Origin of the sequence: Kitasatospora azatica KCTC 9699 (assembly GCF_000744785.1) — a bacterium.
GTDB lineage: Bacteria > Actinomycetota > Actinomycetes > Streptomycetales > Streptomycetaceae > Kitasatospora > Kitasatospora azatica.
In genome coordinates, this window is the sequence record NZ_JQMO01000001.1 from 93,696 (window position 1) to 107,804 (window position 14,109).

12 protein-coding genes and 1 pseudogene are annotated in these 14,109 nt (G+C 70.7%); 9 read left to right on the plus strand and 4 right to left on the minus strand.

The features are described 5' to 3' along the window. Positions 1-16 precede the first annotated feature (16 nt). Both BR98_RS00445 and BR98_RS00450 read right to left on the minus strand, forming a co-directional pair. Positions 17-652, minus strand: coding sequence for a choice-of-anchor C family protein (locus tag BR98_RS00445; protein WP_232247178.1), 636 nt, complete (start codon positions 650-652; stop codon positions 17-19). A 376-nt stretch (positions 653-1,028) separates the two neighbouring features. Continuing rightward, complete coding sequence (locus BR98_RS00450) at positions 1,029-1,286, minus strand: hypothetical protein (RefSeq protein ID WP_157537201.1); 258 nt, start codon at positions 1,284-1,286, stop codon at positions 1,029-1,031. Between the two features lie 350 nt (positions 1,287-1,636). Between BR98_RS00450 and BR98_RS00455 the strand changes: the two genes are divergently transcribed. From BR98_RS00455 to BR98_RS00470, 4 genes and pseudogenes are all read left to right on the plus strand, one after another. Further along, positions 1,637-1,882, plus strand: a complete 246-nt coding sequence (locus BR98_RS00455; protein WP_035838689.1) for a hypothetical protein — start codon at positions 1,637-1,639, stop codon at positions 1,880-1,882. Continuing rightward, a complete protein-coding gene (locus tag BR98_RS00460; RefSeq protein ID WP_051969131.1) occupies positions 1,879-2,448 on the plus strand; it encodes an RNA polymerase sigma factor in 570 nt (189 codons plus the stop codon). Before BR98_RS00455 ends, BR98_RS00460 begins: the two co-directional genes overlap by 4 nt. Positions 2,449-2,462: 14 nt before the next feature. Next, positions 2,463-2,816 (plus strand): annotated as a pseudogene (locus tag BR98_RS40725) (DUF742 domain-containing protein); the annotation flags it as partial. A 286-nt stretch (positions 2,817-3,102) separates the two neighbouring features. Further along, positions 3,103-3,777 (plus strand): YwqG family protein, encoded by a 675-nt coding sequence (locus BR98_RS00470; protein WP_157537203.1) that lies wholly within the window; start codon positions 3,103-3,105, stop codon positions 3,775-3,777. A gap of 201 nt (positions 3,778-3,978) precedes the next feature. Here the strand turns inward: BR98_RS00470 and BR98_RS00475 are convergent, their stop codons facing one another. Further along, complete coding sequence (locus tag BR98_RS00475) at positions 3,979-4,350, minus strand: VOC family protein (RefSeq protein ID WP_035838691.1); 372 nt, start codon at positions 4,348-4,350, stop codon at positions 3,979-3,981. An 80-nt stretch (positions 4,351-4,430) separates the two neighbouring features. Between BR98_RS00475 and BR98_RS00480 the strand changes: the two genes are divergently transcribed. The 5 genes from BR98_RS00480 (at position 4,431) to BR98_RS00500 (ending at position 11,813) form a co-directional block, all read left to right on the plus strand. Then, positions 4,431-4,892 carry a MarR family winged helix-turn-helix transcriptional regulator gene (locus BR98_RS00480; RefSeq protein ID WP_035838695.1) on the plus strand — a complete coding sequence of 154 codons (462 nt, stop codon included), beginning with the start codon at positions 4,431-4,433 and terminating at the stop codon, positions 4,890-4,892. Between the two features lie 1,294 nt (positions 4,893-6,186). After that, complete coding sequence (locus BR98_RS00485; RefSeq protein ID WP_407639400.1) at positions 6,187-7,413, plus strand: macrolide family glycosyltransferase; 1,227 nt, start codon at positions 6,187-6,189, stop codon at positions 7,411-7,413. Next, complete coding sequence (locus BR98_RS00490) at positions 7,410-9,023, plus strand: alpha/beta fold hydrolase (protein ID WP_051969134.1); 1,614 nt, start codon at positions 7,410-7,412, stop codon at positions 9,021-9,023. The genes BR98_RS00485 and BR98_RS00490 overlap by 4 nt, the downstream gene beginning before the upstream one ends. Before the next feature lie 301 nt (positions 9,024-9,324). Next, on the plus strand, positions 9,325-10,236 hold the full coding sequence (locus tag BR98_RS00495) for an SGNH/GDSL hydrolase family protein (RefSeq protein WP_051969135.1): 912 nt from the start codon (positions 9,325-9,327) through the stop codon (positions 10,234-10,236). Next, on the plus strand, positions 10,233-11,813 hold the full coding sequence (locus tag BR98_RS00500; RefSeq protein WP_063774688.1) for an MFS transporter: 1,581 nt from the start codon (positions 10,233-10,235) through the stop codon (positions 11,811-11,813). Before BR98_RS00495 ends, BR98_RS00500 begins: the two co-directional genes overlap by 4 nt. 450 nt (positions 11,814-12,263) lie before the next feature. Here the strand turns inward: BR98_RS00500 and BR98_RS00505 are convergent, their stop codons facing one another. Then, the gene (locus BR98_RS00505; RefSeq protein ID WP_051969136.1) at positions 12,264-13,823 is read right to left on the minus strand and encodes an RICIN domain-containing protein; all 1,560 of its coding nucleotides are present in this window, start codon (positions 13,821-13,823) and stop codon (positions 12,264-12,266) included. Positions 13,824-14,109: the final 286 nt, after the last annotated feature.

Sequence of the window (14,109 nt, forward strand, 5' to 3'; positions counted from 1 at the left end):
CGTCGACCTGCTGCTCCTACACCTCACTGTCGCAAGTGGAACAGCAGATGGCGGTGACGCTCACCCCGTCGAGCACGGGACCGTAGGCCGAGGAGGTCGTGCTGACGAAGCTCAGCGTCGTCAGCTGGTAGCTGGCAACGAACTGGAAGCTCTGCGTGACATAGCCCATGTCGGCCGTGGACTTACCGCCGACGTCGAAGGTGAAGTCCTGGACGTCGGTTCCGTTGACTCGCACCTGACCCGTCTTGATGAGCGGCAGGCCGTTCGGGTTACCGGCCAGGGCGTAGCTCACCAGGTACCGAGTCCCGGGGTTGGTGGCGAAGCTCTGCGTGACAGTACCCGCCTGAACCCCGCTCAGGTCCACGGACTGGTCGCCGTCGGCGGCCGCCCAGAACCCCGCACCGATCAGGTCGACCGAGCCTCGGGTGACGGTCCACGGTCCGATGCTCTGCCCGACGACCACAGTCGTGAAGCCGCCCGAGGGCGCGGTCGGCTCCTCGAAGCTGCCGTCGCTGAACGCGGGCGGCGAGACCACGGCGCTGGGCAGGTGGGTGGGGCCGTGTTGGCTCGCCGTGGCATGTGCGGGGCCGACGGTGGTCAAAAGAGCGACGGTCATGAGCATGGTGCCCAGTAGCGTATGACGGTGCCGCATTGCTTGTCCTCCGGAGTGAAGTGCGATGGCACGCAGACGAAAGGGGGGATCTCCGCCCTGGTGGAGCGGCAAGGAAGCCGATCATGATGTTCGGGCCGAATCTCACATTTCGGACCACTGATCAGGCACCTATCCGACTGGTTTCCCGCCAGGAATCGAGCCGTCGACGAGCAACGGCGAAAAGGCGCGCCGCCGGCGCAGACCTTGGTCGGGCGCGCGAGAGGGCGGCAGGACAAGGGGGTACCCCCTCACGGCCCCTGACGCGACGACAGGCGGCGCCGCGCTGTGGCGGCGGGACGCCCTGGGTGCTGCCCCGGCCGAACGCGCTCCGCTGCATCGGTACTGGCCGTTGGCCAGTACCGGGTCAGCGTGTCGGCTACCGGCCGGGTGCGGCGTCCTCGAGTGCGGCGAGCAGTCGGGCGTGGACGGCGGTGGCGGCTTCGCGGGTGACCGGGTCCTGGTCGTCCAGGTGGGCGGCGATCAGTTCGGCGGCGGCCGCCAGTACGGGCACCGGGACGGTGGCTTCGCGCAGGTGGAGCATCTGGGCGGCGGCCCGCTCGCCGGGTGTGGCCGTGGTGTGGGCGGTCGGGATCAGGGCGCTGATCCCGCGGGGGAGGTGCTGACTGCCGGTCATCTGATCATTGTCCCGTTTCCGGCCGGTGGTGATCACCATGGGCAGCCGGTGTGGGCCGCTGGGGCGGTGCAACCGCCCGCCGGACCGGACGGTCACGGGTGTAGTTCTGCACCCGGGCGCACTGCTCTGCGTTGGTTGCCGCCTGCGTACGAACATGGCGGCCGCTATGGCGAGGGCGCGTGCGCGGCATCGCCTCTGGCATCGGCGCAGACGCCAGATCCCGGATCGACTTCCTGGCCGGTTGGCGGCATCGCTGAGAAATCTGCGGCTCCGGTACACGGTGACGGCCCGTCGGGCCTCTCAGCTGGTGTCGGGCCATGCCGGCCCGACCTTCGAAGGAGGGGAACCGGATGAGTACGGCAGCCGTTGTCCTGAGCGTCGTGTCAATCATCACCGGCAAGGCATGTGTGCTGGCTGGTCTGTGGCTACGCCTGCGGTGGCGAACCCGGCACGAGCAGGTACAGCGCCAGCACCTTACTTCGGTCACCCGCTCGATCGCCGACGGCGGACGGGTAGAGATCGTGGAGCGTCGGCCCGACGGCCACAGCATTCACATTCAGGTCGCCCGCGGCCAGGAGATGAGGAACGTGTCGTGAGTGTCCACGACCCGGCTGAGGACGCCGATCCCCTCGCCGAACCGGCTCATATCGATCACCGGGCCGCTGAGCACTCCAAGACCGTCCGGGCCTTCTCCGCCTTCTACCGCGCGAGAATTAACCCGCTGATCGCGTATCTGATCGCCAGCGGCGCGCCTGCGGCGGTTGCGGCAGAGACCGCTCAGGAGTGCATGATCGAGTTGTTCCGGCGCTGGGAAAGCGTCGCCCACCCCCGGGCCTATGTCTACAAAGCCGCTGGTCGGATGTGGATCCGCAAGGTTGCGCAAGTGCGGATGGAGGAACCCGTCGAGGACCTTCCGGAGCCGACGTCCCTGGTGCCGTACGTCGACGCCCTCACCGAGTTCGAGACCCGGCACGACGTGCTGAAGGTGCTGCGAGACCTTCCTCCCCGTCAACGCCAGGTCCTGGCCTTGACGCTCCAGGGCTTCACTCCAACGGAGATCGCGGAGCAACTCGAGCTGAACGCGGGAACAGTGCGGGCCCATCTGATGCGGGCTCGCCAAGCCGCCACCGACCGTCTCAAGGAGAGCGAGGACGACCGGTGAACAGTGACCAGCACATGTTCCACGACGAGGCAGCCACCGAAACGGACGACTCGCCGTGGATCCGCCCGTACGCGATGACCGGCGGGCGTACCCGCCCGCGCTACCAGCTGGCCATCGAGGCACTGGTGATTACCACGGCGAGCTCTGCACCCGCGAAGCTGCTCCCCGAGCACCAGCGCGTATACGACCTGTGCCGTGAGACCAAGTCGGTGGCCGAAGTGTCGGCGCTGCTCTCCATGCCGCTCGGTGTGACTCGTATTCTCATCGCGGACCTGGTGGAGGCCGGCCTGGTGGCCCTTCACGCGCCGGGCGACGGCCTGCCGGATACGGTGCTCTTGGAAAGAGTGCTCAGGGGTCTTCGCGAGCTGCCGGAGAAGCGGCCGTCGGCAGATGACGATCAGGCTTTCGCTGATGGCCTGCAGGCCGTCGCCGACGACCTGCACGATCTCCTGGACGTCGAAGGCGGCCTTCGCGAGGTCCTGCTCCAGGCACATCACGATGCCGCCGTTCATGATCTTGATGGCATCGTGGATGTCGAGGCCGGCCTTCGCGAAGTGCTCCGCGAGCGCCCCGGGCCGAATGGGGGCCGGATTTGACCGGCGGTCCTCCTCGGACACGGCAGCGATGTCGCTGTCGCTTGGCATGATGCCGGTCATGGTGAGAACACTGCGCATCACGGGCTTCTCCGTGGCCGGCCGGCCGATCTCCACGCCGACCACCAAGTTCGGCGGCCAGCCCGTGTGGTTGGCGGGCCCGCAGTGGCCGATCAGCGCGGCATGGGACCGGCCGATGCGGTTCGTCGGCCAGATCGAGTTGGGCCCGGTACTCGGAGCGGTCGGCCACGGGAGGGTGGCCTACGTCTTCGTGACCCACGCCGATCACGAAGAGGACTTCTTCGACCCCGACGTCGTCGACCCCGACGGCGGCGAGAACGCGGTGATCGTGCAGCCAGGCGGCGACTGTGCCGGCCCGGTGCGCCCGCTGACGACCGGACCCGGGCTGTACGGCGTCGACGGGTCGCAGGTGGAGTTCACCGTCGATCTCCTCCCCGCCGACGAGCCCGGTCCCATGACGGATGAGGAACTCGAAGCCCTGCCCTCCGCCGACCGGGACCGCTACCACGTCGAGCTGATCGACGGCGACAAGATCGGCGGAACACCGCTGTTCTTCCAGGGCGACGAGTGGCCGGACGGCGGCCCTTGGCGGCTGCTGCTGCAACTCGACTCGAACTGGGCGCCGTTCCACCTCAACCTCGGCTCGTCGCCGAGGTTGTTCGCCTTCGTCTCCGAGGACGGCGCCCAGGGCAGGCTGCTCGTCCAGGACTCCTGAGCCGATCGGGGCTCTTGGCAATCCGTACCTGCCTGCCACCGTCGAAGCCGGTTCCAACAGCCGCACATGGACCGTGCTCCGCGCAGGCGCGCAGACCAGGAGCAGAGAGGCGAAGCCGACTTCCTGGTGCTGCGCGCCGAGGTGTGACGGGTGGTCCGCTGCGCGGGACCCGGTGGGGGTGAGGGAGAGGGGCGGTTGCGGTCAGCCTCCGTGCGCGGTGAGTGTGTAGCCTTCGGGGCCCTCGAAGGAGAACATCGGCCCGAACGGGCTGTCCGCCATGGGGGTCAGGATCCTGACTCCGGCGGTGGTGAGCCGGTCGCGGAGCTGGTGGGCGTCCGCGGTCCGGAACCAGAGCACCACACCCAGGCCGGGCCGTGCGGTGTCGGCGAGGTCGACGCCCGGGAGGAGCTCGCGGACGGCGAACGGGGTCGGCTTGGTGTCGAACACGACCGCGTGGGGCGGCGAGACGGCGGCCCGGCGCAGGCCCAGGTGCTGCTCGCAGAAGGTCGCTGCTGCTTGCACGTCGCGCACTTGCAGGGCGACGAAGTCGGGGCCGTCGATGGTGGCAGGCATGGGTATCCCTCGATCCTTGATGTCAGAACTTTGACATAGCGGAGACTAGGATCCCGAGAAACCTATGTCAAAATGCTGACATGATGGAGAGCCCGTTGGCCGAGCCGCCGCACCCCGCCAAAGACGTCACCCAACACGTGGGCTACATGCTCAAACGCGCCCAGGCCGCGCTGCGCAGCGCCATGGACAAGGTCCTGCGCGAGCACGGAATGACCGTGCCGCAGTACGCCACTCTCGAACTCCTGGCCCTGCACCCCGGCATGTCCAACGCCGACCTCGCCCGCGCGACCTTCGTCACCCGGCAGTCCGGAAACGTCGTCCTGCGTGGCCTGCAGGAAGCGGGACTGATCACCCGCCCCGCCACCGCCGACCACGGCCGAGCCCGGCCCGCCCACCTCACCGAGGAAGGCCACACACGCCTGGCCGCGGTCCAAGCCGCCGTCTACGCCATCGAAGAGCGCATGGTGGAGGCGATCCCGCCACAGCGCATGGCCGCGCTGCTCACTGACCTCGACCGCATCGCGGCAGCCCTGGAGAAATGACCCGGGCTCCCGATTGTCTCGGGCCGGTCCGAAACGGTGCCCGTGCTGGCAGGGCCGGCGCCGAAGGCCGCCGGTGCTGCTCGGCCGGGGACTCATCCGCTTCTGACCTGTGGCCAACCAGGCCGCTCAGACTGGCCAACAAGCTGGGAAAAGCGTTGGCCCAGCTGGCCTGCAAAGTGGCCAACTACGAAGCGACGAGTCCAGGCACACCGACCCGGCCCGGCGCGGGTTGCCCGCTGAGGTTGCTTCTGGAGGTTGTTACTGCCGGTTGCTACTCGGGGTTGCTACTTGAGGTTGCGTCAGGCGGTGCTGCCGGAAGCGGCGTTTGTACAGCTCACGGCCCGTTTGTCCAAGGTTGGCGGAGGCCGACTACTTCTCCCTGACCCCTGCGGCTGTGATGCCGGGTGAAGTCCGGGCACCGGAGCCTGTCGCAGGAGAAGGAGAGCAGGGGAGTGGGCGCGCAGGCAGGAGCGGAGACGAGATCCCGGCAACCTGAAGCTGCGCGCCGACGGCGTGAGGTGTTGTCCGCGGCCCGGCGGCCCCGCTTCGCGGCGCCACCGGCCGGAGAGGGGGAGCGGAGGAGGAGGGGCGGGCCAGGAAGGCCGGGTAGGGTCGCCGGACGTACGACCCGCGCCACCGCGCCGATCCCGACCCGAACCGTGGCCCTCGCGGGCGACGACGACCGGCCGCCGTGGGACGCCGCCCTCGCGGCCGCCGGCATCGACGTCGTCTAGGCCGGGGACGGCCGCCCCGGCGCGGTACTCCAACCTGGACCGCGCGACCTGGCCGTCGCGGTCCGCTGGCAGCCCACCGACCAGCACTTTCTGCCCTGCGGCGTCCTCTCGGCGTCAGCGCCTGCGCCTCCCGCAACGGCGGCCCGATTGGCGCCCACCAACTCCAAAGCCTGCCTCGCCGAGGCTGGGCTGCGCACCGCCTAAATCGACGGGCACCTAGTCGTCCTCCACCCCGATGCCAAGGTTCGCCGTGGCTTGGTGTGGAGGCCCGGCCCGGACCTCCACACCAAGATCGAAGTCTGTCAGATCGCCGCCTCGGGAACCGCACTGTCGAGTAGGCGGGAGGAGTACCTCTTTGGCGGGTGAGTTCGCCGGTGTCGACGGTCGGTCGGCATCGCGGCGGCAGGGGGTGGTCCGGTGGTCTGTCAACCAACCGTGGGGCGCCGGCCTCGTGTGGGCGAACTAGGCGGTATCGGCCGGTTCCTCGCTGCTGGACGGCAGTTGATCGCTGCAATGATCCCGCCCGCTTTGGCGGTGATGGTCTATCCGATGGAGCCACCGTGACTGTTCTTCCCCACGCTCGTGCCGCTTTCCCGGCATCCCGGTCCGCCGTGGGAGGCAGGGGGCACGTCGCGGTGTTCAACGTCCCGCAGCACGGGCATGTGAACCCGACGCTTGCTGTGGTGGCGGAGCTCGTCGCACGGGGCTACCGCGTGAGTTATGCGGTCACGGAGGAGTTCGCGGCGCAGGTGAAGGCTGTCGGGGCGACCCCGGTGGTCTACCAGGACGCCGCTGCGGGCCAGGAGGCGCCGGAGGACCTGGCGGCGGGGGTCACCCAGGCCGTCATGCAGACCGTCGTCGCGCTTCCCGACCTGGCGGCGGCGTTCGCCGACGACCATCCCGAGATCGTGCTGTACGACATGTACGCGTGGGCCGGCCCGTTGCTGGCCGCGCGCTGGCGGGTGCCGGCCGTTCAGCTGGCGCCCACCCATCTGCCCTACGAGGGGATCGTCCAGGAGCTGCTCGGGGTGGCGGACATCGCGCAGATTCCGGGGTACGCGCAACTTGCCGCCGCACTGGCCTCCCACGGCGTCACCGCCTCGGTCCACGAACTCACGCTCGCGCCCCGCGAGGCGGTGGCGTTCTTCCCGCGCAGCTTCCAGCGACGTGCGGAGACCGTGGCTGCCGAGAAGGTCGCGTTCGTCGGTCCGGCGCTCGGAGACCGCTCGTACCAGGGGCATTGGCAGGCCCCGGCATCGGGTCTTCCGGTCCTGCTGGTCTCGCTCGGCTCGCAGTACACGCGCCGGCCGTCTTTCTACCGTGCGTGCGTGCAGGCGTTCGCGGAGCTGCCCTGGCACGTCGTCATGTCTGTCGGAGCGGGTGTCGATCCCCGGGAGATCGGGCCGGTTCCCGACAGCATCGAGATCCATTCCAGCGTGCCGCAGCTGAGCGTCCTCGCCCAGGCGAGCGCGTTCGTGACTCATGGCGGGATGGGAAGCACGATGGAGGCCCTGGCGTACGGCGTTCCGCTGGTCGCGGTGCCGCAGATGGCCGAGCAGCGGGCCAACGCCCACCAGATCGAGCAGCTGTCTCTGGGGATGCACCTGCCGCGGGAGCTGGCGACGCCACAGGCCCTGCGCGAGGCGGTCCTGCAGGTCGCCGCGGACTCGGACGTCGCGCGCGCTGTCGCCGCGATGCGCCGTCAGGTCCAGGAGGCCGGCGGCGCCGCCCGAGCCGCCGATGTGATCGAGCAGGCGCTGCGCCGTCAGCCCGCAGTGAACCGATGACAGGCAACCGCGTCGCGTCGGTCGGCCGGCGGGTGGCCCCGCGCGTGCTGCTGGCCTCGATGCTGGCGCTCTGCGGCGTCCTTGGGCCGGTCGCGGCGGCTGAAGCCGCCACTGCGTTCCCGGCCGTCGACAGCGCCGAGGCGAGTGGAGGGAGTACCTACAGCACCACTGTCCACGTCCCGGACGGCACCGCGCTCGCCGTGGACGTGTACCAGCCCGCCGGGCCCGGACCGCACCCGCTGCTCGTCATTCCCGGCGCCTGGTGGGCCATGCCGCTGGACACCATCATCGACCGTCACCGAGAGCTGGCGCGGGCCGGATACCTGGTGGTCGCCTACGACCCGCGCGGGCTGCGGCGCTCGGGTGGCGAGATCGACATGACCGGCCCCGCCGACGTCTCCGACGCCTCCGAGGTGATCAGCTGGGCGTTGGCGCACACCCGCGCCGACCCGGACCGGATCGGGATGCTCTCCTCCTCCTACGGCGCGGCGCTCAGCCTGAACGCGGCCGCCCACGACGCCCGCATCAAGGCGGTGGCTGCGCTGTGTCCGTGGACCGACCTCGCGGGTTCCTTCTATCCGGGCAACACCCCAGCCGGCACGATGGTGACGTTTCAGGAGGTCATCGGCCGGCTCAACGGCCGCTTGAGCCCGGCCACGCGCGATGCCATGGCCCGGATCCGCTCAGGAGAGGACATCGCGGCGGTCCGCGACTGGACCACGCAGCGCTCGCCGGCCTCCTTCGTACCGGAGCTGAACGCCCATCAGACCGCAGTGTTCATGGCAGGCGAATGGAGCGACCCGCTGGTCCCCGCGGGCCAGAGCGGCCACTTCCTGGACGCCCTGACCGGCCCCCGCCAACTGTGGATGAGTCCTGGCGGCCACGGTGACTCCAGCGCCCGCGAAGCGGACCTGCTCCAGCCCGAGGCCCGGGTGTGGGAGCACGCCACCGACTGGCTGGACCACTTCCTGCGCGGCCGGCCCAACGGCGCCCAGGCACTGGGGCCCGTCCTGATGCGCCCGCGCGACGACGACCGGCTGGAGAGCTACCCGACCTGGGCCGCCCTCGACCTCGCCCTCAGGGCGGTACAGCTCGAGCCTGCCCTCCCGGGCGCCGACTCCGTCCGCCTGGTCGCCGGCGCCGACTCGCCGGCCGACTCCGGTCTCTTCCCGGCTGCCGGTCGCCTCGACACCGTAGGCCTGCCGCCCACCACCGTGCTCCCGCTGCTTGTCCCGCCCCTGGCCGCCGTGTGGCAGAGCCGACCGCTCGACACTCCTTGGGCACTGCGTGGCTCACCGCGGCTGCACACCACTGTGACCGGCTCCGCCGACCACGGCACATTCGTCAGCTACCTGTACGACGTGGACCCTCTGGGAACGGCCCGGTTGCTGAGCCACACGCCCTACTCCTTCTACGGCCAACCCGCCGGGAGACCGCTGCCAGTGGACGTGGTTCTACCCGCCACCGCCTGGACCATCCGCCCCGGACACCGGCTCGCCCTCGTCATCGACACCGCGGACCACCGCTACGCCGACGAGAACCCGCTCGGAGCCACCCTCGACTTCGACACCTCCGGTACCCGTCTCACGGCCCCCGCCCGAACCGGCTGACACCGACCGCACGAGCGCCGATGCCCTCCGGCCAGCCCGCTCAGCCACGGGCCGCACACGTCCCGATCAGGCCGAACACGGTCCGACACGCAGGGACCGCGACCGTCTTACGGCCCGGTCCGACGGCTTGCGGACGACGCATGTCCGGCACCGCCGAAATTCGTCGGACCGATCCACCGCGCCAATCAGAGGAGACATCCATGCCCCCGTCCATGCCCCGTCCCCGGCTTCCCGGCGTGCCCTGCGCGACCGCTTAGCGCGCAGGGCACGCCGCGCGGGCGCCCGCGCCGGGTTCCGGCTCGTGCTGCGCAACCCCCTGTGGGACGGCTCGGGCGTGCCCGACCCGCAGGGGCTGCGCGGCCCAACCCACGGAGAACCGCTTCGGCTGGCGGTGCTCGGCGACTCCTCCGCCGTCACGGTCGGGGTGACCCGGGTCGAGCAGACCGTCGCCGCCGTCCTGGCCGACGCACTGGCAGCGGGCCTGGACTGCCCGGTCGAGGTCCAGGTGGAAGCCCGGGCCGGCGCCACCACCGCCTCGATGAGCCGCCAGATTCGCACGGTGGCGGCGCAGGAGCCGGGAGTGGCGATCGTCCAGATCGGCGGCAACGACGTGTTTCTCCCGGTGAGCCTGCGCCGCACCGCGGCCCGGCTCGCCGGCCATGTCGAGCGCCTGCGGGCCGGCGGCTGGCAGGTGGTGGTCACCTCCTGCCCTGACGTATCAGCGGCGCGAGCGGTACGCCGCTGGGCCCGCCCGCTGGGCCGACGGAGGTCCAAGCGGCTCGCGAGTCTGCAGACCGCCGCCGCACTGCGGGCCGGGGCGGCGGTGGTGTCGCTGACAGCACCGGAGTTCCGCAGCCACCCGCGAGCGCTCTACTGCCCGGATGGCTTCCACCCCTCACCGGACGGCTACCGCCTCTATCAGAACCGCGCCCTGCCCGCGATCCTGACGGCAGGCCACGCCCACCGATACCGGACATCCTCTTCCCCCTGCCCCTCCGGCCCGCCGAGCGAGCCCGGCTACCTCGGCGACCACGCCTACGACCTGAGCGTGCCGGAGGCGATGCGAGAGATCCACCGCCGACCGGGAGCATCGTTCTTCCCGCGGACCAGCCCAACCGGCGAGCTTTCCGTCCGCTGCGTCCCCTGGCAGTCGGCCTCCCGACCCGCAGCACCGCCGGTTCATAACCCGGCCGCGCAGGCCGCCGTCCGGTGAGGGCAGTTCGAGGCGCGGCTTGCCAGGACGGCGCACGAAGCCCACGAACTGCCCGGTGGACCTGCATCATCACCGCGATCGCCGGATTCGTATGCGGCCTCGACCACCTCATCGTCACCGCTGCCCTGCCGGTCCTTCGCACCGACCTGCGACTCGATGCCCATGAGCTGGGCTGGCTGGTCAACGCCTTCACACTCACCCTGGCCGTGCTCCCGCTGCCGGCCGCGGTCCTCGGCGAGCGCTACGGTCGCCGGCGAGTCTTCACCGCCGGGCTGGCCTTGTTCACCGCCGGCTCGACTCTCGCGGCCCTGGCACCGGGGGTCAGGCCGCTGCTGGTGTCCCGTGTCGTGCAAGGCACGGGCGCGGCCCTGATTCAGCCGCTGAGCCTGACCCTGCTGACCGACGCCGTCTCAGAGCGACGGCGCGGGCTCGCCCTGGGCCTGTGGGGCGCGGTAATCGGGGTGGCCGTAGCGCTCGGCCCGCTGGTCGGTGGAGCGGTCATGGCGTGCGGGTCGTGGCGTGGGATCTTCTGGCTGAACGTCCCGATCGGCTGCGCGCTGCTGCCACTCGCCAGAGGGCGGCTGCGCGAGAGCCGGGGCACGCACGCCCGACTCGACCTGCTCGGGACCGCCCTGGCCGGCCTCGGCCTGCTCGGCATCCTCCTGGCGGTGACGGGAACCGGCCTGGGCGATGGCAACACCCCACTGCGCATCGCCGTCGCCACAGCCGGCACCGCCCTGCTGGGCTGCTTCCTCGCCTGGCAGCATCGCGCCCAAGCCCCGCTCCTGGATCCCGCCCTGCTACGCGACCGGTACTTCACCGCCCTCAACTCGGCCGGCTTCCTCCTGCACGCCGGAGTTTTCGGCGCGGTCTTCCTACTCGCCCAGTTCCTCCAGACCGTGCAGGGACAAACTCCGCTGCAGGCCGGGCTGCACATGCTGCCGTGGACAGCCATGCCACTGCTGGTGGCCCCGCTGGCCGGCCGATGGGCCGACCGCCACGCCAGGGCCCTGACAGCCACAGGACTGGGACTCAGCGCCCTCGGCCTGGCCTGGCTCGCCACGACCGCCGTACCCGACGTCGCCTACCCCACCCAGGTCCCAGGACTGCTCGCTGGCGGAATCGGCATGGCCCTCTTCTTCACCCCCTCCGCCCACCTACTGATGACCCGCGCAGGCCCGGCCCAGCAGGGCCCCGCAGCCGGCGTGAACAGCGCCCTACGGGAGACCGGAGGCGTCCTCGGAGTCGCCGTCGGCTCCACCGTGTTCTCCGTCTGCGGGAGTTACCGCAGCGGATCCGACTTCGTCGCCGGCCTGGTACCGACGCTATGGGGCGGGGCCGCGCTGCTCACCTTGGCCGCCTCGATCATGCTTCTCTGGACACGCCAGACCACTGCGCGCAGGTTCGAGGTTGCGCACGTCGACCGGCGCAGTGACGAGCGCCAGGAGGCCCTGGCTGCTACTGGTGACCGGTCTGTGTACAGCGTGAATGGACCGGCACGACCAGCTTCTGGCCGCCCGCGCGGCGCCGACCAGGTTCCGGCAGCCCGCCCCGGGGTGCGCCGCAGCTGCCTCTGACCGGCTGGGTCTTCGTAGATGTGGAGCCCCACCTGGCCGACCAACCCGGGCGTCCAGGAACCGCGCTGCGCGAGTGCCGCCGACGCGCTCGCCCTGCTGCGCGTGGCGCTCGGTCAGCGCCTGGCCCGGTAGGGCCGCCGTGCGCACCGCACCGCGCGGCCGTGCGCACCGCACCGCGCGGCCGTGCGCACCGCACCGCGCCGCCGTGCGCACCGCACCGCGCCGCCGTGCGCACCGCACCGCGCCGCCGCGCGCACCGCACCGCGCCGCCGCGCGCACCGCACCGCGCCGCCGCGCGCACCGCACCGCGCGGCCGCGCGCCTTTTCGTGCGTGATGGACGGGTCCAGCAGTGATCCAGCGCGCGGCGCGCCTGTGGACAGGCTCGTGTGCTGGTGGGTGGGGCGCTCCCGCGGCCGGGGGCTGCGGGAGCGCCGGCGCGCTGCGGGCTGTCAGGTGAGGGCGGCCCAGTTCTGGGTGTTGGCGTTGGCGGCCGGGTTGGCGGTGACGGCGGCGCCGAGGGTGACGGCGGCGCTGTCGAGGGAGTATCCGGTCGCCGGGTTGGTGATCGTCAGGGTGCCGCTGGCGTTCTGGGTGACCTGCCAGTCCTGGTAGGGGTTGGAGGAGTTGACGGCCCGTAGGGTGGCCTGGCCGCCGGCGGTGGTGGGCGCGGTCAGCACCAGGGCGTCCGGGCAGCCGTCGATGAGCTTCGCGGTGCCGTTCGGATACGCCCGCAGCGTCCACTGCTGCTTGGCGCGCGTGGGGTCGTAGGTGTTGAGGATGGCGGGGGAGCTGCCGGAGGTGCCGCACTGGTCGGCACGTTCCAGGGCCATCCCACCGCTGTTGGAGAGGGCGTGGGTCCGGCCGTCGCCCACGATGGTGGGGCCGTAGTTGATGGCGTGGGCGGCCAGGTAGGTGAGCGCGGTTGCGGTGGTGGCGAGCGGGGGGTTGGCCGTGGGCCGGTCGGTCTTGAAGTACTCGGCGAAGGTGGAGGGCGTCTGCGCGGCCATCACGTTGATGGTGCTGTTCCAGCCGTCGTCGAGGTTGTTCCACAGGTCGAGCAGTGAGCCGTCCACGTTGCCTTGGACCTGGTCCCCGGTGTTCCAGCCGGTGGTGTAGGTGAAGCTGTAGCTGCTGCCGTTGGGCCACACGTAGCGGTGGTCCCCGAGGAGGTAGGCGGCGGTGGAGTCGGCGAAGCCTTCCGCCCAGGCGCAGGTGCCGGAGCTGGCCAGGTTGATGTAGTGCGGGCTGCAGTTGGTGATGGCCGGCCACCGTCCGTTGTACAGGCGGTGCATGAGGAAGTGGCCGGACTCGTGGAGCACGGTGTGCTCGGAGTCGGGGTCGGCGGCGGACAGGTGGACGGTGCCCGCCAGGTCGTAGTACGGACCGTCGGCCGAGTTGGCGCTCCACTGGACGTTGAGCTCGGTGCAGGCGTTGCTGTTCGGCTCGTGGGTGGACCAGCAGTCGCTGGTGGGGTTGTTGCGGTACCACCACAGGAGGTTGACGGTATCGAAGGCGTGCCAGGCCCGCGCGGTGTCGGCGGACGGTTTGAGGGTGCCGACGGAGGTGCTGGCGGCGACGTTGGTCAGGGTCGGCGAGTCCAGGGTGTAGGGGGTGCCGGTGGTGTCGCTGACCTTCCACAGCTTGGTGCTCTCGGTGCGGGACCGCACCCAGATGCTGCTCATCGACGTGGTGGAGGTGGGCGTGTAGCAGAGGTTGAAGCCGCCGTCGTTGACGCCGGTGTACTGGTAGTCGGCGGTGAGCTGGTGCGGGGTGTCGGTGGACTTCTCCCTGCCCCACAGCTGGACGTTCGCGTTGCGGACCGGCTTGGTCATCGTGGGCTTGCCCGTGCCGGCTTCGGCCGACTGGTAGTCGTACTGGAGCTTGCCGCTCAGGCAGATGGGGGACGCCGCCGCGGCGCTGGACGCCGTCAGCGGAACGGCGGCGGGCGGCGCGAGCAGGGCGGCGCCCAGGACGGCGAAGCCGCGCGGCAGGCGAATTCCGATGGCCACAAGTTTCCTCTCATAGGAACAAGCTGGCGTGGGAGGCCGAGGCCACGGTTCAGCGGCGACCTTGGCCGATCATCAGGATCAGTGCGAAGCGCCCGCCTGGGTAAGAGCGCCCGGAAGCACGTACACAAACCGGCGGTCCGGCGGAATCACTTTGGTTGCGAACTATTCGCCGCGAGCCCTGAGGCGCCGCCTGCGCGCCCTGTGCGGAACGCGACGAGTCGTCCTGCGCGGCGGCTGCTCAGGGTGTGCGTTGGCCGGGGAAGGGGATCGCGTCACTGCTCCCCAA

What these genes read in the sequence shown, in the direction of transcription:
- BR98_RS00445 (WP_232247178.1), bottom strand. Translation starts at nt 652, where the DNA reads ATGCGGCACCGTCATACGCTACTGGGCACCATGCTCATGACCGTCGCT.
- BR98_RS00450 (WP_157537201.1), bottom strand. Translation starts at nt 1,286, where the DNA reads ATGACCGGCAGTCAGCACCTCCCCCGCGGGATCAGCGCCCTGATCCCG.
- BR98_RS00455 (WP_035838689.1), top strand. Translation starts at nt 1,637, where the DNA reads ATGAGTACGGCAGCCGTTGTCCTGAGCGTCGTGTCAATCATCACCGGC.
- BR98_RS00470 (WP_157537203.1), top strand. Translation starts at nt 3,103, where the DNA reads ATGGTGAGAACACTGCGCATCACGGGCTTCTCCGTGGCCGGCCGGCCG.
- BR98_RS00475 (WP_035838691.1), bottom strand. Translation starts at nt 4,350, where the DNA reads ATGCCTGCCACCATCGACGGCCCCGACTTCGTCGCCCTGCAAGTGCGC.
- BR98_RS00480 (WP_035838695.1), top strand. Translation starts at nt 4,431, where the DNA reads ATGATGGAGAGCCCGTTGGCCGAGCCGCCGCACCCCGCCAAAGACGTC.
- BR98_RS00490 (WP_051969134.1), top strand. Translation starts at nt 7,410, where the DNA reads ATGACAGGCAACCGCGTCGCGTCGGTCGGCCGGCGGGTGGCCCCGCGC.